The organism is Arsukibacterium tuosuense, from assembly GCF_900215315.1.
In the GTDB taxonomy this organism is placed as follows: domain Bacteria; phylum Pseudomonadota; class Gammaproteobacteria; order Enterobacterales; family Alteromonadaceae; genus Alishewanella; species Alishewanella tuosuense.
The window spans coordinates 319,598-342,781 of sequence record NZ_OBEB01000005.1 but is presented as its reverse complement, the minus strand read 5'-3'; the positions used below and the strand labels follow the sequence as shown (position 1 = coordinate 342,781).

General features: G+C 50.0%; 14 protein-coding genes and 2 pseudogenes. 6 read left to right on the top strand and 10 right to left on the bottom strand.

Going from position 1 to position 23,184, the window contains the following annotated elements:
* Positions 1 to 2: 2 nt before the first annotated feature.
* The 5 genes and pseudogenes from CRO03_RS12440 to CRO03_RS12420 form a co-directional block, all read right to left on the bottom strand.
* Positions 3 to 1,178, bottom strand: coding sequence for a mandelate racemase/muconate lactonizing enzyme family protein (locus CRO03_RS12440; RefSeq protein ID WP_097111943.1), 1,176 nt, complete (start codon positions 1,176 to 1,178; stop codon positions 3 to 5).
* A gap of 26 nt (positions 1,179 to 1,204) precedes the next feature.
* Positions 1,205 to 1,972: a class II aldolase/adducin family protein gene (locus CRO03_RS12435; protein ID WP_097111942.1), complete on the bottom strand. Its 768-nt coding sequence runs from the start codon at positions 1,970 to 1,972 to the stop codon at positions 1,205 to 1,207.
* Between the two features lie 125 nt (positions 1,973 to 2,097).
* Positions 2,098 to 4,698, bottom strand: coding sequence for a vitamin K epoxide reductase family protein (locus CRO03_RS12430; protein WP_245861644.1), 2,601 nt, complete (start codon positions 4,696 to 4,698; stop codon positions 2,098 to 2,100).
* Positions 4,699 to 4,868: 170 nt separating this feature from the next.
* A pseudogene (locus tag CRO03_RS12425) lies at positions 4,869 to 5,228 on the bottom strand (glucose-6-phosphate isomerase); the annotation flags it as partial.
* 310 nt (positions 5,229 to 5,538) lie between these two features.
* Positions 5,539 to 6,510 carry a hypothetical protein gene (locus tag CRO03_RS12420; RefSeq protein WP_141397748.1) on the bottom strand — a complete coding sequence of 324 codons (972 nt, stop codon included), beginning with the start codon at positions 6,508 to 6,510 and terminating at the stop codon, positions 5,539 to 5,541.
* Between the two features lie 261 nt (positions 6,511 to 6,771).
* Here CRO03_RS12420 and CRO03_RS12415 point away from each other — a divergent pair.
* A pseudogene (locus CRO03_RS12415) lies at positions 6,772 to 6,924 on the top strand (IS4 family transposase); the annotation flags it as partial.
* Between the two features lie 194 nt (positions 6,925 to 7,118).
* Here CRO03_RS12415 and pgi read toward each other — a convergent pair.
* Together pgi and tal are read right to left on the bottom strand one after the other, a co-directional pair.
* Positions 7,119 to 8,741, bottom strand: coding sequence for a glucose-6-phosphate isomerase (gene pgi / locus CRO03_RS12410; protein WP_097111940.1), 1,623 nt, complete (start codon positions 8,739 to 8,741; stop codon positions 7,119 to 7,121).
* A gap of 44 nt (positions 8,742 to 8,785) precedes the next feature.
* Positions 8,786 to 9,736 (bottom strand): transaldolase, encoded by a 951-nt coding sequence (gene tal, locus CRO03_RS12405; RefSeq protein WP_097111939.1) that lies wholly within the window; start codon positions 9,734 to 9,736, stop codon positions 8,786 to 8,788.
* A gap of 213 nt (positions 9,737 to 9,949) precedes the next feature.
* On the opposite strand from tal, the gene CRO03_RS12400 reads away from it, so the two are divergent.
* From CRO03_RS12400 to CRO03_RS12390, 3 genes are all read left to right on the top strand, one after another.
* Positions 9,950 to 11,566: a response regulator gene (locus tag CRO03_RS12400; protein ID WP_170949010.1), complete on the top strand. Its 1,617-nt coding sequence runs from the start codon at positions 9,950 to 9,952 to the stop codon at positions 11,564 to 11,566.
* 100 nt (positions 11,567 to 11,666) lie between these two features.
* On the top strand, positions 11,667 to 12,443 hold the full coding sequence (gene yaaA, locus CRO03_RS12395) for a peroxide stress protein YaaA (protein WP_097111990.1): 777 nt from the start codon (positions 11,667 to 11,669) through the stop codon (positions 12,441 to 12,443).
* 93 nt (positions 12,444 to 12,536) lie between these two features.
* Positions 12,537 to 13,835 carry an inosine/guanosine kinase gene (locus CRO03_RS12390; protein ID WP_097111937.1) on the top strand — a complete coding sequence of 433 codons (1,299 nt, stop codon included), beginning with the start codon at positions 12,537 to 12,539 and terminating at the stop codon, positions 13,833 to 13,835.
* A gap of 253 nt (positions 13,836 to 14,088) precedes the next feature.
* On the opposite strand, the gene CRO03_RS12385 is transcribed toward CRO03_RS12390, so the two are convergent.
* Positions 14,089 to 15,156: a S66 peptidase family protein gene (locus tag CRO03_RS12385; RefSeq protein ID WP_097111936.1), complete on the bottom strand. Its 1,068-nt coding sequence runs from the start codon at positions 15,154 to 15,156 to the stop codon at positions 14,089 to 14,091.
* Between the two features lie 126 nt (positions 15,157 to 15,282).
* Positions 15,283 to 16,506 carry an ATP-dependent RNA helicase SrmB gene (gene srmB, locus CRO03_RS12380; protein ID WP_097111935.1) on the bottom strand — a complete coding sequence of 408 codons (1,224 nt, stop codon included), beginning with the start codon at positions 16,504 to 16,506 and terminating at the stop codon, positions 15,283 to 15,285.
* A 132-nt stretch (positions 16,507 to 16,638) separates the two neighbouring features.
* Between srmB and CRO03_RS12375 the strand changes: the two genes are divergently transcribed.
* Positions 16,639 to 17,325, top strand: coding sequence for a tRNA1(Val) (adenine(37)-N6)-methyltransferase (locus CRO03_RS12375; RefSeq protein ID WP_245861640.1), 687 nt, complete (start codon positions 16,639 to 16,641; stop codon positions 17,323 to 17,325).
* On the opposite strand, the gene fldB is transcribed toward CRO03_RS12375, so the two are convergent.
* Entirely contained in the window at positions 17,322 to 17,840 is a 519-nt protein-coding gene (fldB, locus tag CRO03_RS12370) for a flavodoxin FldB (protein ID WP_097111933.1), read from the bottom strand. The genes CRO03_RS12375 and fldB overlap by 4 nt on opposite strands.
* A gap of 425 nt (positions 17,841 to 18,265) precedes the next feature.
* On the opposite strand from fldB, the gene CRO03_RS12365 reads away from it, so the two are divergent.
* Complete coding sequence (locus CRO03_RS12365) at positions 18,266 to 23,122, top strand: InlB B-repeat-containing protein (RefSeq protein WP_097111932.1); 4,857 nt, start codon at positions 18,266 to 18,268, stop codon at positions 23,120 to 23,122.
* Positions 23,123 to 23,184: the final 62 nt, after the last annotated feature.

Sequence of the window (23,184 nt, the reverse complement as noted above, 5' to 3'; positions counted from 1 at the left end):
GGTTATTTAATCTCAACCCGTTGTGAGCGCATGACTATTTCATCGTTAAGCTCAATACCAATACCGGGTGCTTCTGATACTTCAAAAAAGCCGTTTACCGGTTGTGGATCCTGAATACACAGTTCGCGGTTCCACTTTTTAATGGCGTAGGTATGGTGCTCGTGAATTAAAAAGTTAGGAATAGCCGTTTCCAGATGCAGCGAGGCAGCCGTTGCTACCGGGCCGCCACAAACATGAGCCTGAATACGGACATCAAAAATATCGGCGTAGTCACAGACTTTTTTGGTTTCAGTAAAGCCACCACACAGGCCAATATCCGGCTGCAGCACGTCGATGCTCTGATCTTCCAGATAAGGCCGTACGCCCCAGCGGTTATACAGCCGCTCGCCGCCGGCAATAGGCACGGCCACTTTGTCGGCAACCTTGGCGTGCAAAGAATGGTTCAGGTAATTGACCGGCTCTTCAAAAAACATACAGTCGAATTCTTTGGCTATTTCACCAATCTGAATAGCCGAGGTGGCACCGGGCAGGCTGTGGCATTCAAAAATAATGTCTACTTCGTCACCGACAGCATCACGAATGGCCTGCATCCGGGCGCGGTACAGTTTCATTTCGGTGCGGGAGATAATATTGGTGCGATCGTAATAGGTATTGCCGTCTTTATCGTACTGAATAGGGTCAACCTTTACCGCGTCGTAACCTTCGGCCATAGCTTTTAACGCGGCTTCAGCATACTGCTCGGGGTGCACCAGCGCTTTAAACTCCGGGCCCCAGTCAAACTGCAACTGTGAGGCATAAGTACGCAGCTTGTCGTTCACCTTGCCGCCCAGCAACTGATACACCGGTAAGCCCAGGGCTTTACCTTTAATATCCCACAGCGCCGTATCAATCGCGCTCATTGCTGAGTATATAACCGGGCCGCCGCCCAGGCCCCAGAAGCTTTCACGCAGCATCCGCGACCAGAGCTTTTCGGTTTGAAACGGGTCGTGGCCAATTAAAAAGGCTTCGGCCATTTCTTTAATCATCGCCGCCGCTGCACTATGGCCTAAATCATAGGCCAGGCCGGCTTCACCAACGCCGCTGATGCCTTCATCGGTATGAACTCTGACGAACACCGGAGTCCAGGCCGGACGATCAGGACAGAAAATATCAAACACTTCTACACGGGTAACTTTCATCGTAACTCCTGTTAGGTTTGCAACCTTTACTGAGCAAAACCGGGATCAAGCCGGTAGGCTTTACGCAGCATCGCCGGCCAGGCTAACTGGCCACCGGTACTGCCACTGTGTACAACCTTGGCTTGCTTGCTGATATTATCGACTATCGCCTGCGGTACCGGTATTACCGGCTGGCCGCTGGCCTGCAGTGCCAGCTGAATTTCGCAGGCGCGCTGTAAATCGTAAAAGCGCATAAAGGCATCACCCACCGTCGGGCCTACGGTTAAGCCACCGTGGTTAACCAGCAACATATGGTTATGCTGGCCTAAATCGTTTTGCAAGCGGGCTTTCTCATCCTGGTTAACGGCTAAGCCTTCGTACTGGTGATACGCCAGTGAGCCCAGCGAAAACATCGAGTATTGGCTTAATGGCAATAAGCCCTGTTGCTGGCTGGCCACGGCGATGGTTTCTTTGGTATGCAGGTGAATAACACAATGGGCATCAGGCCGCACTTGATGAATAGCACTGTGAATAGTAAAGCCGGCCGGGTTAATCTGAAACGGCGTGTCATCCAGAATAGTGCCCTGTAAATCAACTTTTACCAGGTTCGAGGCGGTCACTTCATCAAAGGTCAGGCCAAAGGCATTCACTAAATAATGGTCGGTGCCCGGCAGGCGCGCCGATAAGTGGGTATAAATGAGATCACCCCAGCGATGATGCTCGACCAGCCGGTAGCAGGCGGCTAAATCGAGCCGCAACTGCCACTCTTCGGCACTGACTTTGTCACGTAAATTGAGTTTGGCTAAAGGTTGCAACGCGTTACCTCCGGCAAGCGACCAGGTTACTGGCCGGCAAATAGATGTACAGAAGTCTAAGGGACTTAACCAAGGGGATCAATGGCGGCGCTTAAATAAAAAAGCGTAGACATTTACCGGCAACGTCAGACGATTAACCGCGACCAGCGACCATAACTGCTGCTTGCCGGTCCCCGGAAAATGCTGGCAACCATTATCACTGTGGCTGCTGCCAGGGTGGCAATAATACTGAGGGTGCTGGTGGGAATAACGACTGCACAGATCATCAGGGCCAGGGCCAGCAGCAGATTAACAAAGCGCAGCGCCCGGGCTACCTCTGCCAGAGCAATAACTGATAGGGTGATTACCAGCGCCCCCAGCAGGTGATGGGCGTCGGCCATGGCGCCATCCACGCCCAGTAAAACCCGGCTGAACATAAGTAACAGGCCGGTAATGATACACACCATAAGGCCAGGGCAGAAACGGACGCCGCCACTGAATACGTTGCTTATAATTTGCCGTGGCGATTGCTCGAAACTGTTATGGTCGCGGCGGCCATCATCTTCATCGGTATCGCCGGTAAAAAAGACCCGAAGTACTGACTGGCCCTGCTGATGGCGGCGTTTCAGGAACTGGCCGGTGGCAATCAGTTCATCCAGTGAAAACGGGATCTGTAACAGCATAGCCGTTGCTGCTATTAAACAAAGGGTGCACCAGGTACCCAGCACGATCGGCTGAATAATAATAAAGGTAATGGAAACCACGCCCATCGGTACTATCAGAATGCCAAACAGCACCACTAGCCACGGCATGGTCCGCCAGCGCCGGGTTGAGCCGGCAACACCAACCAGAATTTCCAGTAAATATACCAGGGCACCGGCCCCGGCATCTGGCACCGGCCAGGCCTCGGATACTGACGAGGTGATAATTTCGGCGGTACCATTTTTGCCATCGCCGGCAATGGCACCTTGGAAGAATGGCTCCCATATGACATCAATATGGCCCAGCTGATAGGCCGCCATATAGGCTGAAATAAAAAAACCAATAAAAGCCAGCACGATTATTGGTAGGCGTTGCAACCAGGTTGAGGGTGAATACGACCAGCCCACCGGAATGTCAGGGCCTGTCATTACTGCCACCGGTGACACCCCGGGCGCCGGGCGCAATAACACGGAAAAGGCAATCACCAGCGTGCCGATAATCGTACTGTTTAAATAGACTGCTGCTGCTTCGGTCCAGAATAGCAATGGCGCAGTAAGGACCCAGCAGCCGACTGCTGCAGTGGCCCAGCGGACAGCGGGTAGTCGCCACGACAATGCCAGAAATGCCAACAGGACTATTAAAGCACCGGACAGCAGATCACTGTAGATCATGGCCTGCGACTGGTAACCCAGCCGTGGTATTGAGGCCATTAACCAACAGCCAAGGCCGATATTAAACCACGGCCCCCACAAGTTGCGCTGATATTCCTGACGGTACCAGGTTTCATGGCGTTTTCTGAGGGTTTCCGGGTTGCCGCTTAGCTCTTCGGCTTCAACCAGCCAGTCCGGCGGCCGAATACCATTATCCTGATACCAGGCAACCGGGTCTGTTTTCAGCTGGCTCACTATTTGTGGCAACCTGTCGTTTATCTTGTGCTTTGGCTGCCAGTCCAGCAGCTGGCGGGCACGACTGATATCCAGCGCATAATGATCAGATGCCAGCTCAATCAGAAACGGCCGGATAAACGGTTCTTCACCGTGGTCTATCGCATCGGGCACCACAGGCTCAGCTTTCAGCTGCAGCCAGGCCCCTGCTTTAGCGACCGGTTGCGGTAAACTGATGGTGCGCCAGTGGTGTTCGCCGTGAATTAACTTGCCTAATTTATCCTGTAGTTCGCTGTAGCTTAATGTGTCCGGTTCGCCAGCCAGAATAGTGCAGTCCTCTGGCAGGTCATTGCGCCGCTCGATACAACGCTTGAATAACGCCAGCATATCGTCCTGATGAATAAACGACTGACCGGCATCCAGATCACCGGCATATAAGTGAGATTTCAAATCACGCTCGTAAATCCGGGCGATTTGATGGCTTAGCGTGGGCACGGCACTTTGCTCATTGTAAATACCTGCCAGGTGCAGGAAAGTGCAGGGAATACCGTTGCGGTGCTGCCGGATAGTCGCTTCAGTTTCTGCTTTAGACTCGGGATAAGCCCATTTGGGCGATATTGGTGTGGACTCGCTGACCCGCTCGCCGGGCGATACCGGCTGATGGACCAGCATGGTGCCGGAATAAATAAACCGCTCAACCTTAAAATCGGCCAGAGCATTCAACAGTTTCTCTGTACCTTTAACGTTTACTTCGTCATATAACGGCGATTTTTCTCCGGTAAAATCAAAGTAAGCCGCCAAATGAATAACTGTCGCGATATGCCCGCCGTATTGCTGCCGAAAATGATGAAAAGCCAGCGCCAGCGAGTCGGCTGAGGTTAAATCAGCTTGCAGAATACTGTCGGCTTCGTCCTGATCCATGCCCACCACCTGATAATCCTGGCGCAGGCTGTCTGCCAAAGCTGAACCAATATTGCCACCGGCACCGGTTATCAGCACAACTGGTTTAGCGGGTGTCGGTTGGTTTTTTGTATGGTGGTTGTTTTCGTTACTTTCGTTACTTTCGTTACTTTCGTTACTTTCGTTACTTTCGGTATTTCGGCTAGCACGTTGGCTGTTGTTAGCTGGTTGTTGGCTGTTGATAACATGTCCTCCTGTCACTTTGGTGGAGTGGGCATTCGGTGCCGGTTACATCAACATACGGGCAGAGGAAATTTAGTTAATAAAAGGTTAGACGATTTTGCCGGGTTAACCAAACGGTTGGTGCAATAAAAAACACCGCTTTGCCGGAGCAGCAACGGTGCAGTAGAGCGTTGGTTTAGTTAGACGGGTTAGTTCTGCGCAGCCAGAAACTGCTTTATTAACGCGGTGGTAGAGCTATCGAAGCTGTGGCTACTACTACCAGTAAGCGCCTGATAAATCGGGCCGGATAATTGCTTACCAAGCTCTACTCCCCATTGATCAAAGCTGTTGAGTTGCCAGATGGCGCCCTGGCAAAATACTTTGTGCTCATATAGCGCGATTAATGCCCCTAAATAGTAGGGTGATAATTCAGGTAGCAATAAGGTATTGCTGGGTTTATTGCCCGGCGACACTTTATGAGGTGCTAAGGCTTGAGCCTGTTGCTCGCTCATGCCCTGCGCCAGACATTCGGCAGTGGCTTCCTGCAACGTTTTGCCCTGCATCAGTGCCTGAGTCTGGGCAGTGGAGAAAGGGGTCGGAGATAATTAAAGTCGCGCCAGATGAACTCTATGTATTTCAGTGCCTTGCAAAGGTGTGGTGATTATTAGCTCCGCCCCCTTTTTCCCAATAAATCTCAGCTGGAAAATTAGATTTAATGCCCAGGGTTGATGATAAAGGAAAGGGTTAACGGTTTGCAAAGCGGTTAACCCTTTTGTTATAGCCAAAGCGGATCGGCTAGCCAATTGGATTTCAAATTTCGTGTGATGCTTTGATTAAGTGACAGAAATATTTCAAATTAAAATAACAGGATGTCAAAGTCTAGTAAGGCATCCAGGAAGGTGGGTCGATGATGGGGTCTTCAAACTCTTGTCGGTAATATTTATATCCCGTCCACGTACCGAAAATTCTATCCCAAAATGTAATCCACTTCCCACCTGTATCATCATCTTTTTCCCAACGATATTTACAATCAGCGCCTTCGTTTTGGTTAAAGTTTTCGCAAGTACCTTCTGCTTGTTCTTCAGCCCACTCTTCATAATCGGAGTTATCTTCCCATTTAAGGAAGTCTTCATATTCATCGTACCAATCGGATGTTGAGGCTGTTTCAATGCCGGTACTCACGGAGTGAGTTAGCGCTGAAATATATTGCGGTGCTTCGGAAGAAGCTTGCTCATTAACGAGGGAATTATCTGACATTGGAAGAAGGTCTTCAGAATCATTGAGCGAATCGGCTGGTGTGGCTGTTTTAACGCCGGTAATCACAAAGTGAATTAGCGCTGAAATATGTTGCGGTACTTCTGCAGAAGCGCGCTCATTAACGATAAAATTATCCAACTTTGGAAGCAAGGTTTCATGCATGCCTTGAAAAATATTTATGCCAAGGTGATATTGCTTGGTGTTACGTTGTGCCGAAATAGTCAAATCTGAAAAACCTTCGCTCTTTGGCATAACTGTAAGCCAAGCTACCCGGCTAAAGCGTTGGATGAATTCATCTATGAAAATCACTCGTTCCTGATCTGTTTGTAATTTCTCAAACACAAAGCTGTATCGACTTGTAACGTTATTTGCCTGTTCACCGCTGATAAGTTTAGCTGTCTGACCTTTACCTGGACGTTTTGACATAATGCAATAATGTTCCGCATGATAGACGCTATCGCCCCAGCTTGTTTGCGCCGCATGTACTAAAGCGGGTCCGGGAGGACATTTTGTTGACGACTCTGCAGCTTGCACATTGGTAAAAAAACAACCGATGAAAAGAAGACTGGGTATTAGAACGTTATGTTTTTTCAAAGCTAAATGTATCCTTATTCAGTTTCGATTTTATCACCGTGTTAATTGGGGTGATTTACATGATGCTTGCCAGATTATTAAACCTCAAACAGGGAACCTGTTAATTTGACAGAGGGGAAAAAACACCCCCCTGTGAAAAAAGAAGTTGCACCATCAATTTGGCAAGCATCATACGTATGATCTTTAGGAATTGAAGAGGTGCTTCATTCGTGATCTAATTGATTTACCAGAAAAAAAAGATCACCTTTGCAGGCAAAACGAATGAAGCAACAACAAGATATCCGATTTTTGAGCGCTTTTGAACGAATTTTTTCAGTAGCTGAGCTTGATGCACTTGGTAAACAATCAGGTTTTATGAAGCGGCGGTGGCATGTGACGCCACAAAAGTTCTGCATGGCGCTGGTCAGCGAACTTTGGGGTCGCGTCTTGCGTTTTGCTACGTGACCACGTAGGCCGGGCAGAGGTGATTGCTATGTACATTTAGCTGGCAAGTTCAATACTGATTAGGATGTTAAGATCAAAAAAACACCGCTTTTACTGCAGTAAAGCGGTGTTTTTTTATGGTACTTCTAACTAAGTTTTACTTAGCTTTTTACTCAACTTTTTACTTAGCTCTGCGCAGCCAAAAACTGCTGGATTAATGCGGTGGTTGAGCTGTCGAAGCTGTGACTGCTATTGCCAGTAAGGGCCTGATAAATCGGGCCGGATAATTGTTTACCAAGCTCTACTCCCCATTGGTCGAAGCTGTTGAGCTGCCAGATGGCGCCCTGGCAAAATACTTTGTGCTCATATAGCGCGATTAATGCCCCTAAATAGTAGGGTGATAATTCAGGTAGCAATAAGGTATTGCTGGGTTTATTGCCCGGCGACACTTTATGAGGTGCTAAGGCTTGAGCCTGTTGCTCGCTCATGCCCTGGGCCAGACATTCGGCAGTGGCTTCCTGCAACGTTTTACCCTGCATTAATGCCTGAGTCTGGGCAAAGCAATGCGCTGCCAGGCGTCTATGTTGGTCTTTTAACGGGTGCTTGACCTTTAATGGCAGAATAAAGTCGGCCGGCACGGCTAAAGCACTCTGATGCAATAACTGATGGTAAGCATGCTGGCCGTTGGTACCGGCATCACCCCAGATCACTGGTGCGGTAGCGTAAGACAACGTCTTACCATTGCTATCGACACTTTTGCCGTTACTTTCCATATCCAGTTGCTGAACATAAGAAGGCAGTAAGCGTAAATAATGGCTGTACGGTAGCAGCGCCTGCGCCTGACAGTTGTGGCCGTTAATGTACCAGACACCAAGCAATGCCATAATCACCGGCATATTCTCAGCAAAGGGCGCATTGAAAAAATGCTGATCCATGGCCTCAGCGCCGGCTAACAGCTGGTTGAATTGCTGGTTGCCAATCATAAGCGCAATTGGCAGGCCAATAGCGGACCATAACGAGTAGCGACCGCCGACCCAGTCCCACATTGGCAGAATATTTTTCTGTTCAATACCAAACTCGGCGGCAGCGCTGATATTAGACGAGGTCGCCCAGAAGTGATGGGCAATGGCTTTTTTATCAGCACCGTGCTCAGTAAACCACTGGCGGATAGCCAGTGCATTTTGTTTGGTTTCTTCGGTACCAAAGGATTTTGACGCCACTACCACCAGGGTGGTCGCCGGGTTTAACCCGGCCAGAATATCGCTAACCACCGCGCCGTCAATATTCCCGGCAAAATGCAGCTTAACCGGGCTGCAGTGATAAGGCGTTAATGCCTCTACTGCCATTTGCGGCCCCAGTAAAGAGCCGCCGATACCTACCCAAATCAGATCGGTAATGGCATTGCCCTGATATCCGAGATATTGTTGCTGGTGCAGGGTGTCTACCAATGCCGCCATTCTGGCCCGGCACTCGGTTATTTGCTGACCAATGTCTTCACCGTTCAGCATTAAGCCGGTAACGTCTTGCTGGCGCAGCCGGGTATGCCAGACCGCCCGCTGCTCGGTATTATTAATAGCAGCACCCTGCTGCATTTGCTGGCGCAAGCTGCTTATTTTGCTGTCGGCAGCCAGTTGTTGCAATGCCTGCCAGCTGGTGTCATCAATCAGATTCTTGGCGTAATCCAGGGTTATATCGCAGGCAGTTGTGCGGTAGCGCGCTGCCCGGTTAGCATCCTGTTTAAACGCTTCACGCAAATTGCCACTTTGTTTACCAAGTGAGCTCAGCTGATCAATAAAACTGCCCGACATAATGTGCTCCTTTGCTGCTGCCAATCCGTTTATTATCCCGGAGGTTAAAGTTGTCCGGCTATTAACTGCTCCAGCTTACGCTGGTCAACCGCAAACTTGCGGATACCTTCAGCCAGCTTTTCGGTCGCCATTGCGTCTTCATTCAGCTGCCAACGGAACTCACCTTCACTTAATGCTGTGGGTTTAGCGGTTTTAGCGCCACCATCGACCAGTTTTACATCGAGCGTGCCGGTTTGTTTACTTAATTCATCCAGTAAACCCGGGCTGATAGTCAGCCGGTCGCAGCCTGCCAATGCCAGTACTTCGCCGGTATTACGGAAACTGGCGCCCATTACCACAGTGGGATAACCATGCTCTTTGTAAAAATGGTAAATATCCCGTACCGACAACACGCCCGGATCGGTTTCAGCGCTGTAGTCCTGCTTAGTATTGGCTTTATACCAATCAAGAATACGGCCGACAAAAGGCGATATAAGGTAGGCACCCGCTTCAGCACATGCCCGGGCCTGGGCCATATGAAATAACAAGGTAAGGTTACACTGAATGCCTTGCTGCTCTAACTGACGGGCCGCCTGAATACCTTCCCAGGTCGACGCCACTTTAATCAGAATGCGCTCTGTGCCAACACCGTTTTGCTGGTACAGCTCTACCAGTTGCAACGCTTTAGCGACAGTCGCTTCAGTATCAAATGACAGACGGGCATCCACTTCTGTTGATACCCGGCCTGGCACCAGTTTGCTGATAGCCGTGCCAACATCAACCGCGAACTTATCGCAAGCCAGCTCAAGTATGGCCGACTTGCCACTGGCGTGCGCTTTGGCATAGCTAATGGCTGCGCTCAACATAGGCCTGGCAAAATCAAGCTGACTGGCGTTAAGTAATAATGAAGGGTTAGTGGTGGCATCCACGGGCCGGAACTGTTCAATTGCACCCAAATCACCACTGTCTACGACCACGGTGGTGACGGCTTTAAGTTGACTTAATAAATCACTCATATTGTTTAATTACCGTTTTTTTAAAGTATTCTAGGGTTTTTCACGATTTCAGGCAACAAATGTAGGAATATTACTACAAAATGCAAGGGTGTTAGCCAGACTGCTGAAAAAGCATTGCACCATTATCGCTAAATTACTATATTGCCATGGCGTTAAGATGCGCCATTTATGCCCAGCATCGCAGTTTATTGATCACCTTAGCACAGGATGCAAATGATCTTACAAAGCCGGTTCTATAAAACTAAAAAATTGTTGTTGGTTGAAGACTGTGAACCCGTTCGGGCATCCGTTAAAGGCATGTTACAGCAAATAGGTTTCGAACAGATTACCGCTGTCGCTGATGCCAGTGCCGGTTTATTGCAGGCACAAAAGCAACAGTTTGATTTTATTTTAGCGGATTTTCAGCTGGGTGACGGTAAAGATGGTAGTCAGTTTTTTACTGAATTAAAATTACAAGGTTGGCTGAAACCCGGTGCCTGCTATGCCATTATGTCGGCCGAGCCAGTACGCCAACCGGTGCATGGGGTGTTGGCCGGGCAGCCAGATTGCTACTTACTTAAACCCTTTAGTTACGTCGAGCTGGAAAAGAAGCTGGCGAAAGCGTTTCAAACATCTGTTGCTCTACGCAAAATTTACCAGGCCGCCGCAGCCAGTGATTACGAGGCTGCCTTAGCGCATGCTGATGAGGTTGTAAAACAATACCCGGCCCTGACATTACAAACGCTACGTTTAAAAGCAGAAGTAATGCTGGCCGCTGGTGATAGCCCAGCAGCGTTGACATTGTATCAGTATGTCTGCCAGCAACGTGATTTCAGCTGGGCCCGCTTAGGTCAGGCAATTGCGTTGTTGCAGCTGGCACGTTTTGATGAGGCGTTTACTCAGTTGCAAGCGTTGGTTAAGCATGAAGAAGTAAGGCCTGAAGCGCTGGCTTATCTGGTGGAACTGGCTTTGGTGCAGGGGGAGCTGGCTGAGGCGAAAGACTGGGTATTGGAGTTGTTACGCTACAATGCTACTGATAATGTTTATCAGCAATATTACGGCAATTTATTGCATTTAATAGCCGACGATGCGGCTGCAACAGCCTACTGGCAGAAATTGCTGCAACAATACCGGTTTTCTGCTTTTGACCATATTGAACCGTACCTGGCGTTAAGCCGCAGTCAGTTGCGGGCAGCTCAAGGTGCTGATCTGGCCGGGTATAAGCAACTGTTAAAACAATTTTTTGATACCCTGCAATCGGTGCCATTAAAATTACTTAACGCTCAGGGTGCGCAGCAGCAAAATATCTTGCTGGCGCATGGCTATTTACTGCAGGGCGATGGCGCAAAAAGTGAGGCACTGCTGGCTGAAGTGAGTGCGGCAGACACCGGCTTACCGATTAACAGTATGCTGGATTTGGTCTGGTATCACTTTGCTTGTAATGAAACTAAAACCGCCACTGAATTATTGCAGCGGGCGAATACCGTCGCTGATGAACTTAGCCAGAGCGGGCAGGGACTGGCGCGCTTGCTTGTGAAACAGTTTACGAAAATACTTAGTGACAGCAATCAGCAACTGCGGCAATGGCAGCAACAGGGTGAGCAGCAGCTACAGGCGAATAAACCCAAGGCTGCTTTGCAGGCGTTGCGCAGTGCTTTTCTGCTGTGTCCCGGCCACGGTGCAACTGCGCTTAACCTGGTCCAGGTACTGGCTATGTTGCCTGGTCATAAAGCGTTAAAACCGTTAGCCAGTGCGGTATTGCAATTGCTTAACAGCAAGGCATTAACCAGTAAAGAGCGGAGCAGGTTAGCAACCTTAACCGATAGTTTACCTGAGCTATATCTGGACTAAATCCGGCGCGGACAATGAACTAACGCTGGCCCGACAACGTATGGCCTTGCAGCCTATTTACACTTTATTTAAACGAATTCGCAATACAGGTAATGTTTTTATGTTAATGGTGGTATCCCCGGCAAAAGATCTTGATCCAAACCCCGTTTCACTGCAGCTTGACTCTACGATGCCAGCACTGTTGCCGCAGGCCAGCGAGTTGGCAGATATATGTAAAAAACTCAGCCCGGCTGAGCTGGGCTCGTTAATGCATATCAGTGATAAACTGGCCGGTTTAAATGCCGCCCGTTTCTGCCAGTGGCAAGCAGATTACAGTGTCCCTGATGCCAAAGCGGCGCTATTTATGTTTAACGGCGATGTTTATCAGGGGCTGGATGCGGCAAGTCTCAACACAAAACAGCTGCAGTATGCTCAGCAACATCTGCGCATTTTAAGCGGTTTATATGGCGTGCTGCGACCGCTGGATTTAATGCTGCCGTACCGGTTGGAAATGGGTACCAAGTTAGCGAATCAGGCCGGCAAAGATTTATATGCGTTCTGGCAGCAGCAAATTACCGATAATCTGAATAAGCAGCTGGCTGAGCTGAAGTCAGACGTATTACTGAATCTGGCATCACAGGAGTATTTCAAGGCGGTAAAACCCAGAGCGCTGCAGGCCAGAATCATTACCCCGGTATTCAAAGACTTTAAAAACGGCCAGTACAAAATAATCAGTTTTTTTGCCAAAAAAGCCCGCGGCCTAATGGCGCGTTATGTTATTCAGCAGCAAGTTACTGATCCTAAGACTATTAACAAATTTAATTTGGCGGGTTATCAGTACAGCAAGGATGATTCAACCGCCGATAAACCGGTGTTTTTACGCCGGCAACCAGAGTAAATCAGTAATAATTAAGCAAAGGCGCAATAAGGCGCTTAGGCTTTGCTGACATTTTTGCTAAAATAGCTGCTTGTTTGTTGTTGAGCCTTTAGCATGAAATTTCCCGGCCTGCGTAAAATTAAGCATTATTTTCCTGTATCTCAGCCAAAGCCGCAATTGCCCAGCTTTGAAGTTCGACCTGAGCTGGATACTTATATTGTGGGCCTGGACCAAACTATCGTCGATGTAGTGGCAAGCGTAACGGATGATTTTCTGGTTCGTTACGATATTCAGAAAGGCTTATCCAATCTGGTTGAACATGCCAAAGCTAACGCTATTTATCAGGAACTGGTGGCCAAGCAGGCGATATCAGACCATTTTGCCGGTGGCACCATTGGCAACACCATTCACAATTACTCGGTGTTAGCTGATGATAAATCGGTATTGCTAGGCGTGATGTCGGCCAATATTGCGTTGGGCTCTCCGGCCTATCATTATGTCTGCCATACCAGTTCGAAAGTGGATATGAACCATTTGCAGGGCGTGGCGGGCGATATTGGCCGGGGTATTACGATGATTACCCCGGACGGCGAACGGACTTTTGTCATCGACCCGAGCGACATGGATCAGCTGGAGCCCGATTATATTCCAACCGATATTATTGCCGCAGCGTCGGCTTTTGTGGTCAGTGCTTACCCGCTGCGGGCCATTGGCCAGCCGATACAGCGGGCGATGCACAAAGCGCTGGAAGATGCGAAAGCCCATGATGTGCCGGTGGTCATGAGCCTGGGCACCCGCCATCTGGTAGAAGAGAACCGCGAGCAAATCATCAGTACCATCAAAAACTACGTTAACGTGCTGGCGATGAACGAACTGGAAGCCGAAGCGCTGACCGGTTTTGCCGACCCGTTAAAAGCGGCGGAAGCTATTCTGGACCATACTGATATGGTGTTGATAACCGCCGGGCCGGAGGGCTTGTATTTATGTGGCCATACCGATGACAGCGTGAAGCGGGAAAGCAGTAACCCGATTAAATCAGCCAGCCTGGCTGATTTTAACCAGTATGAGTTCAGCCGGCCGATGCTACGCCAGTACTGCGAGCAGCCATTAAAGGTGTATTCGCATATTGACCCGTACCTTGGCGGGCCGGAGCGGATTAAAAATACCAATGGTGCCGGTGATGGTGCCTTGTCGGCTATTTTGCACGATATGGCGGCGAATCATTTCCATAAGCAGGTACAGCCATTGTCGGGTAAGCATGAAATGCCTTACCTGGCGTATTCCAGCTTCGCCCAGATTTGTAAGTACGCGAATCGGGTAAGCTATGAAATTCTGGTACAGAATGCACCGCGCTTATCAAAAGGCCTGCCCGAGCGCGAAGATAGTTTGGAAGAAGCGTACTGGGAACGGTAAATCGCTTCACGGATAAATTTAGCGTACTGAGCTGGTGTCCCGATGCACAGCCACAGAGTGTCTGAGCAAGCCAGGGATGGCTTGCGAGTTGCTGTGGCGAGCACAGCGGGATTTCCAGCTTAGTCGCTTGAACCCGGGAGCGTACCCATTACTCACGACGACACGCCGTAAATACATCCCTGTAGGCTCGTTTCCGCCCGTCCAGGGCTTCAACGGTCGTCTTAGAGTAATCCGCACTCTCCCTCAGAAAGGCTTAGCTCTGAAACACACCTTGTAACATCCTGAACGTGCCGGCGTCAGCATCCATTTCTACAGTGGCGCCGTGCGGCACAATAAACTGTTTGCTTAAATGGCCAATCATCGCGCCGCGATACGCCGGAATATTCAATGGCTTAATATGATCATCAAAAATCTGATCCATCGTTAACCAGCCAAAACCGCCACCTGGCCGGCAGGCTGTGCATTCACCAAAAATAAAGCCGGCAATTTTATCCAGCGCGCCCATCAGCTTTAAGGTGCTGAGCATCCGATCTACCCGGTAGGGGGCTTCTTCGACATCTTCCAGGAATAAAATTTTACCGGTGAAGTCAGGCAAGTAGGGCGAGCCTGCTAATGCCGTTAATACGGTCAGGTTGCCACCCACCAGCTGGCCCTGTACCTTGCCACCAGTAATGGTTTGAATACGGTTTTGCCGCGGCACTAACTCGTCTTTGGCATTTAACTCATTCTGATACTGCATCAACTCACGCTGGAAAAATACCCGCTGAAACTGGTCAGCATTAAAGCTGTTCCAGCTGCCGGTGCCATTGGGGCCATGAAAGGTAACCAGTCCGGTCTGGGCATTAATAGCATTGTGCAGTGCAGTAATATCGGAGTAGCCCAGCAACACTTTCGGGTTACGTTTAATCAGCGGGTAGTCGAGTAGCGGCAATAGCCGGGCAGCACCCGAGCCGCCACGCAGGCAAATAATCGCATTTACCTCTGGATCAGCAAACATGGCATTAATATCGCTGGCCCGTTCAAGATCGGTGCCTGCCAGATGGCCGCGGCGCCCCTGCAGATGCTGGCCTGTTTTCACTTTAAAGCCTAAAGCCTGCATCACTTCAGTGGCAATTTGGATATCCAGCCGCTCGTCGGTAGCTTTAGACGGGCTAACCAGCGCTACAGTATCACCCGGGTTGAGCATTTTAGGCAGAATGGCGTTGCTGTTAGCGGCACCAGGTCGGTTACTAACGGCAGCACAACTACTAAGAGGGAGCAGCCCCAGCGGTAATACACTTAGCGCCAGTGCGCTGGACTGTAAAAATTGGCGTTTATTCATGACTTGATGCCTCTTAGTAATAAATTATTCCTAATTTATCGCTATTGATAGCATGCTTTTATTGAAAATGCAGCAGCACTGGCGCAAAAAAACGCCAGTTTGCTGCAATAGCGCGCTGAGACAGGATTATTTTTTAGGGGCTTTTTTGGCCAGCTTTTTGGCTGCCAGCTTACCGGGTTTTTTCTTCTTCTTGCCTATTTTCGCTTCTTTATGCTTTGGTCGCAGACTGTCAATCACACGCCGTTTCAGCTTTTGCTCGGTGTAGCGATCTATTTTGGCCACCATCGCCATATCGTGCGCTTCTACCAGCGAAATAGCCGTGCCTTTTTTGCCGGCGCGGCCGGTCCGGCCAATCCGGTGGACATAAGTGTCGGCACTGCGTGGCATATCGTAATTGATAACATGGCTGATATCGTCAATATCCAGACCGCGGGCGGCAATGTCAGTGGCAATCAGCACCGGCACCTGGCCCTGGCTGAAACGCTGTACGGCCTGCAAGCGTTTATCCTGCGGCATCTCGCCCTGTAACCAGCAGCATTTGATACCAGCGCTTTCCAGCTGACCGGTTAAGCTGGCCAGCCGCTCCCGGGTTTTCACAAAAACGATGGCTTTGGTGACATCTTCCTGCTTCAGAATGTGAGTGAGCAGCGCCAACTTATGAACATTGTCATCGGCCAGATGCAGCCACTGCAAAATTTTGGCTTTTTCTTTGCGTGACGGTACTGCTTCAATTTGCTCTGGTTCTTTTAACGCCCGCGCGGCAAAACGCTCTAAATTTAAACCTTCCAGGGTGGCTGAGAATAAAAACGTCTGGCGGCGTCGCCTTGCCTCCAGCACTATCCGGTTCATTTCACCAATAAAGCCCATATCGAGCATCCGGTCGGCTTCATCCAGAATAAGCACTTCCACTTCGTCAGCCTGAAAGCTTTCTTCATCCAGATACTCGGTTAAACGCCCCGGGGTGGCAACCAGAATATCGTTGTTTTTTTCGAGGGTATCTTTATGGCTGCCGTAATTAATACCGCCGGTTATTACCCCAACGTTAAGCTTGGTGTATTGCGCCAGTTGCTTGAATTCCTCATAAACCTGAAATGCCAGCTCGCGGGTAGGGGTCATGACCAACACCCGGCAAAAACCAGGGTCGCGCCGCGGGAAATCCAGTAAATACTGAATAGCCGGCAACACAAAGGCCAGGGTTTTACCGGTACCGGTCGGGGCGCTGGCCAGCACATCGCGGCCGTCCAGTGCCGGTGGAATAGCCAACTGCTGAATTAAGGTCGGCTCGGTAAAGCCGGCTTCTTCCAGTGCCTGGTTAATTGAGTCGTCGAATTGGAAATCGGCAAAGCTCATAAAAGGTGTTCCTCAGGGTCGACAGTATTCAGATGACAAACCTGCCTGGCAGCCAGTAAACTATCGGCAGAGGTGAAGATGTCAGCTGGTTTTAAGTGTAAACAATTTTTCGTGGGCCATGATCAGTGCGCGATGAAAGTCGGGACTGATGGTTTATTGCTGGGGGCCTGGGCCAGCTTGCCAACTTATGTCAGCTTAAACGGCTGCGCTGTCACCAAAGATAGCGCGGCTTATTTAGATATTGGCAGCGGCAGTGGCTTAATCAGCCTGATGCTGGCGCAGCGTGCGCCACAAGCCACTATCCGCGCAATTGAACTTGACAGCGATGCCGCCCGCCAGGCTGAGCACAATTTCCGGCAAAGCTCCTTTGCCAGTCGCCTGCAACTGCTAAAGGGCGATATTCTAACCTATCAGCCAGCCGAGCGTTACGCTTTAATTGTCTCTAACCCACCTTTTTTCGACAATGCCCTGTTAGGTAGCAATGGCAAGCGTAACCAGGCCAGGCATACTGCCAGTTTACCGCTGCCATTGTTACTGGCAAAAGCGGCAGAGCTGTTAGCGCCAGGCGGCAGTTTGGCGTTGGTGTTACCAGAGCCAGCCGCCGAGGCATTCAGCCAGCTGGCAGGCGCACAGGGCTGGTTTGCGATGGCCAGCTGCCAGGTGTTTAGCCGGGCAGATAAGGCACCACTTCGCCGACTGATGCAGTGGCAGCGGGTCCCTTGCCAACCCCGGCAGCAACAGTTATTAATCCATAATGACGATGGTAGTTACAGCGAGCAATACCGTCATTTACTCAGGGATTTTTATCTGAAGTTTTAAAGCCGCTCAGCGATTTCAGTCAGAATTTGGCTGACCCAGCTATTTAAACGCTCATCGGTTTGCTCGTACTGGTTTTCATCGTCCAGGGCCAGGCCATAAAACAGCTCGCCGTCAGTGGTCAGGGCTTTGGAGGCAATAAAGTCATAGCCGCTGGTTGGCCAGAAACCTATGCGATCCGGGCTTTGTGGGGCAATGGCATCATGCAGCATGCCAACCGCATCGATAAACCACTCGGCATAACCGAGCTGATCGCCCATGCCATATATAGCAATAGTTTTACCGCGTAAATCAACGCTACTGATCTCGTCCCAATGCGCTTCCCAGTCTTCCTGAATTTCGCCAAAATCCCAGGTTGATAAACCCAGGATCAACAACTGGTAGTCAGCCATTCTCGCCAGAGGCACGGTTTTAATATTGTGTAAGTCGACCACATCGGCACCAATCAATGCCTGAATTTTTTCTGCCACCATTTCGGTATAGCAGGTGGTTGAACCGTAAAATAAGCCTATTTTCATCTGATTTCCGCCAGCAAGTTCTGCCGCGCATTGTAGCAGATTGCCGCTATGTTACCCAACGGATAGCAGGGATCTCAGGCATAGATGTTTGGCAGCAATTGTCTCCTGGCAATCTCACATCAGTCAATTGGTAGCCTTTACTATTAATGACCGGCATAAAACTTTATCTGGTAAGTCTAGTGGTTAAGGCATATGGTGCTGAGGTAACGTTTTATTCTTAAGCATGTAGGTTTTGGTGTTTAAATAATGTTGCCTAAAAAGCGTTTTAAGTCGCTTTGCGACTTAACGCCTTAAAGCTAAAAAACATTCTAGAGTAGGGGGAAAGGAAAATAGGGTAATGGTAATAAGCAGTAAGATTTTTGTCCTTGCCTAACTCTGGCATGGGCTTCGCTAGTTAATAAGCTAGTACCACCGGAGTTCGTCCCATGCCCCTGTTAAATCAATTATTTAAATACCTTAGTCTGGTATGTTTTGTGTTTTTTATGGCGCAAGCGCAAGCCAATTATCTGGTCAGTGATGCCGGCGAGGCCGATGCCAATGGGATTTATCTGGAATACGCTACCCAAGATGGGGTGCCGGCTTATCGTAAAGAAGAAGGTGCGCAGACCTGGTATTTGTATCGTTGTGGCGGGATGTGGGTTATTGAACCTTACGATTTCTGCATGCGTATGTATTATTACAGTTATAATAACCCTGATACCCCACCAGCCACTGGCTGGAATGGCGGGCCTGGACCTGTGCCAACCGTAGGCCCGGCGGGTCCTTTGATCGGCTTTAGCAGCAAAACCCTGTTTGAGAGCCTCAGCAATGATGGCCGTTTCCCGGACACGTTAACCCTAACGCACAACTTGCTGGATGGTGATAGTTTTAGCGGCTCGGTGGGTGAAAACCTGCTGGCAACCGGCAAGGCAGCGCTTAGCAATTTACCGGCCGGCTTAAGCGCCACCCTTAATTTTGTTAGCAGCAGTGAGTTGGAGCTGGTGTTAAGTGGTGCTGCGCTGGACAGCTCCCAGGCGGACAACGTCAGCAACCTTACGCTGCAATTTAGCAACAGCGCCTTTCTCAGCGGTGATGCCAGTGCCAATATCAATGCTGAAACCTCTGACTTAAGGCTGCAATTTCGTGATCTGCACACGGTCGGGACAAGCGGTCTTTATGCCAGCATTGCAGCTGCCGTTGTTGCAGCTTCGCCATACGATATTCTGCAACTGGCAGCAGAAACCTTCACTGAAAAAAATATCAATCTTACTAAAGCCTTGGTAATTGTTGGAGCCGGGGCTGAGCAAACCATCATTCAAGCGATGGCAACGCCACAGTCAGAGCAAGGCCGTATTTTTTATATTGGCACTGGCTTGCCCGAAACCATTATTGAAGGTGTTACGCTTCGTAATGGTTATTTGACGGGACAATGGGGCGGTGCGATTGAAGCGCAATCACCATTGCAAATCAATAACAGTCGTTTAACCAACAACAGAGTTGAGAGCAATTCAATGTTTGCCGGTGGTGCCATATTCATGCGTTCTACGTTGACCATGAAAAATACTCTGGTTGATGGTAATTCCGGTCATCTACCAAGCAGCGATCGCGTTTTTGGTGGTGCCTTAGTCCTTAATTCCAGTGCGACAGCCATTTTGATTAATACCACTTTTACTGGCAACTCGATAACAGCTGGAGTCTCTGGTACTGACACCCTGGGCGGGGCTATTGGTTTATATGTCACTTCGTCACTAACACTCATTAACTCTACCGTTACCGGTAATTCATCGGCCGGTAATGGTGGCGGCATTGGACAGTTTGGGGCAGGTGGCTCGGTTAGCCTGGTAAATAGTATAGTTTCCGGCAATAACGCGGCGTTATCACCTGCGACAGCCGACCTGCATATAGCGGCGCCAACCGCTTTAACGATAAGTCACTCTATTATTGGCTTTCGTACTGAAAGCAATGATGAGAGCATTGATAATCTAATCACCGGTGATCCACTGCTGGCAGCGCTGGCCGACAATGGTGGTGCAAGCCAAACATATGCGCTGTTACCGGGTAGCCCCGCCATCGGTGCAGGCAGTAGTGATGCAGATGTGCCCGCGAATGATCAGCGCGGCTATTGGCGGCTTGGCGCTGTGGATATGGGGGCCTATCAGGCCAATGGCTTTGTATTAACCTTCGATGGCAATGGTGCTGACCTAGGTACGCCGCCCTTGTATCAGGGCGCAGCCATTTATCCAGCCGAAAATACCTTAACCAAAGCAGAGCATAGCTTTAACGGCTGGAACACGGTAGTCGATGGCAGTGGTATCGCTTATGCGGCTGGAGCTGCGATTGCGCCCCAGGCTGGCACTTTTACTTTGTATGCCCAGTGGGTAACAAGTGGCTATACAGTGACCTTTCAGGATTGGAATGGCACTCTTCTTAAAACTGAAACGGTCCCGGATGGCGATAGCGCAACAGCTCCAGCCGAACCTGGTCGTGTCGGGCACAGCTTCACTGGTTGGAGCCCGGCCAATTTTAGCAGTATCACCGCCGATACTGTGGTGACGGCGCAATACAGTATCAAGAGCTATACCGTTTCATTTGTTGATTGGAATAGCACGGTTTTAAAAACCGAAACGGTGAATCATGGTAGTGGTGCCACGCCACCAGCCAATCCAAGTCGCACAGGCCATAGCTTCACTAATTGGGATAGAGACTTTAACACAATCACCGCTAATACCACCGTCACAGCGCAGTACAGTGTAAATAGTTTCACGCTTAGCTTTGATAGCGCTGGTGGTTCTGCCATAGCGGCGATCACGGCCAACTTTGGCACTAACATTACCGCACCGGCTACGCCCACGCGTGAAGGTTATACCTTTGCGGGTTGGACACCAGCGTTGCCAGCAACTATGCCGGCGAGCAATGTTAATGTCACTGCACAGTGGACCGTCAATGTGTATACCGTTAGCTTTGATAGCGCTGGTGGTTCTGCCGTAGCGGCGATCACGGCCAACTTTGGCACTAACATTACCGCACCGGCTACGCCCACGCGTGAAGGTTATACCTTTGCGGGTTGGACACCAGCGTTGCCAGTAACCATGCCGGCGAGCAATGTTAATGTCACTGCACAGTGGAGCCAGAACAATTTCACGGTGACGGCCACCTTAACCGGTGAAGGCAATGTTACTCCGGCCAGCCAGCAGGTCAACTTTGGCAATAATGCCAGCTTTGCACTTAGCGTAGCCGAGGATACCTTTGTGCAGATAGAGAGCAACTGTGCGGCCAGTCGTTCAGGTAATCAGGTTATCACCGCAGTTATCCAGAAAGATTGTGCCATTAGCCTGATGGTATTTGCAGCCGTTGAGCTTGAGATTGAAGACAGCAGTCCTGCAGGCAGCGCAGAAGCACGAAGATTCAGGTTGAGTGAAGGCGCTGGCGAGCAAGTGCTGACAGCCTTGCAGCAAACCCGCAGCGGTACAACCGAGTGGCGCGATATCAGCGATGCTGACACCTTGTTAACTCTGCAGGATGATGGCAGCTATTTGTTTAGCACGGAGCGTACTGGCCGTTATACGTTTGACTTCAAAGATAATATCTCGGGTGAGCAAGTCAGTGTTACCTTCGATGTACTGCCATACATTGCCTTTACCACCAGCAGTCAGCCGGTGCAGCAGGATACGCCAGCCCTGGCTCGTGTCTGGCTGAGCGATGAGCCGATTGACTACCCGGTGCGGGTTGAGATAAAGGGCGAGCAGGTCATACTTGATAACAGCCTCCTTGAATTGAACGCTGAAGATATGCGACGTCAGGCATTTATGTTAACCGCAACGGCTGCCAGCGATAGTGAGCTAACTTTGCTAAACGATGGCCTGGAGCAAGCCTTGCTGGGATCGCCGCATCGTCAGCGCCTGGCAATAAAGACAGAGCAGTTGCCTCTGGTGTTAAAGACAAGTGTTACCCAGGATGCAGCATCAGGTTTCGTCATCGAGCAAAGTGGTGGTCTGGTTGAACTGATTGCAACTGAGCTAAATGGTGTACCAGCTGAGTTTAGCTGGCAAGCTACTGAGCTTGAGCTGAGCGCAAGTGGCGCTTCGGCAAGCTTTAACCCGGAAGGCCTTGCCTCAGGGCGCTACTACGTGAAACTGACGGCAGAAGCCGGAGCGCAGCAAGGCCAGTTGGAGTTGGCCTTGAATGTGGTGGCCGACTGTCCGGTAGCTGATTGCAGCAATAGCGGAGTCAGCGGTATCCCTGCAAGCCAGAATCCACAAGCAGGCGTGCCTAATCGTCTGCCATTGTGTCCGCAAGGCGATGGCAGTAGCCGGGTGGCTCAATGTCTGGGACAATCGGGTCTTTATATTGAAGTGCCTAATCAATATCAGCTGACGCTGGGTTTATTCAGTGAGCAGCAGTCCTGGCAAAGTGGTCAGTTTGGCGTTGCACTAACTGAAGGCAGCCTGCTGGATACCGGATACCAGCATCTGGGCTTCCTGGTGAATATGGACATCATTGGTCTGGAAAGCCCCGGGGAGTCAGTGTCTGTGGCGATTCCATTGCCTGCAGGGCAGAGCACTCCAACTGGAGCCTTATGGCGTAAGCTGGTGAACTTAGTCTGGCAGGATTTTGTTGAAGATGGCAATAACCACATTGAAAGTGCATCACGTAATGCACTTGGCAATTGCCCCGGAGTATCGTCCGATAGCTGGCGCTCAGGTTTGAACGAAGGCGATGCTTGTATTCGTCTCACCATTGAAGATGGTGGTCCGAATGATGACGATGCTAAGGCTAATGGTGTCATTCGTGACCCTGGTGTGTTGGCGGTGCGCAATAGCTATACCTTAACCTTTGACGCTAATGGCGGTAGTACTGTAGCTGCAGTTACACAGTTATATGGTTCTGAGCTTGATATTGCTCCACCTGTGCGGGAAGGCCATAGCTTCTTAGGTTGGTCACCGGCACTGCCAGCAACCATGCCTGAACAAGACATAACATTCGTGGCGCAGTGGCAAATTAATCAGTATCAAATCCGGTTTGATACTGTCGGTGGCCAGGCGCTCGCCCCCCTTTCTCTGAACTTTGGCAGTGGGATAAACGCCCCTACGCCAGTGCGTCAGGGTTATAGCTTTAAAGGTTGGAACCCAATATTACCTCAATCCATGCCAGCGCAGGACCTTCAGGTCACTGCACAGTGGTATAAAAGCACTGTGGTGGTTAAATCCAGCGGAGGCTCAATGCAGCTGCTCTGGTTGTGCGGCTTGCTGATATTAACTGTTAGGCGTTATGTGGCTCGATTGCCAGATTTAACTGGCAGTTGAGTGCTGCGCATGGTTTTGGGGCCTGAGTTCGGGTAACATGGTGCCATGTTTTACTTCGCTGC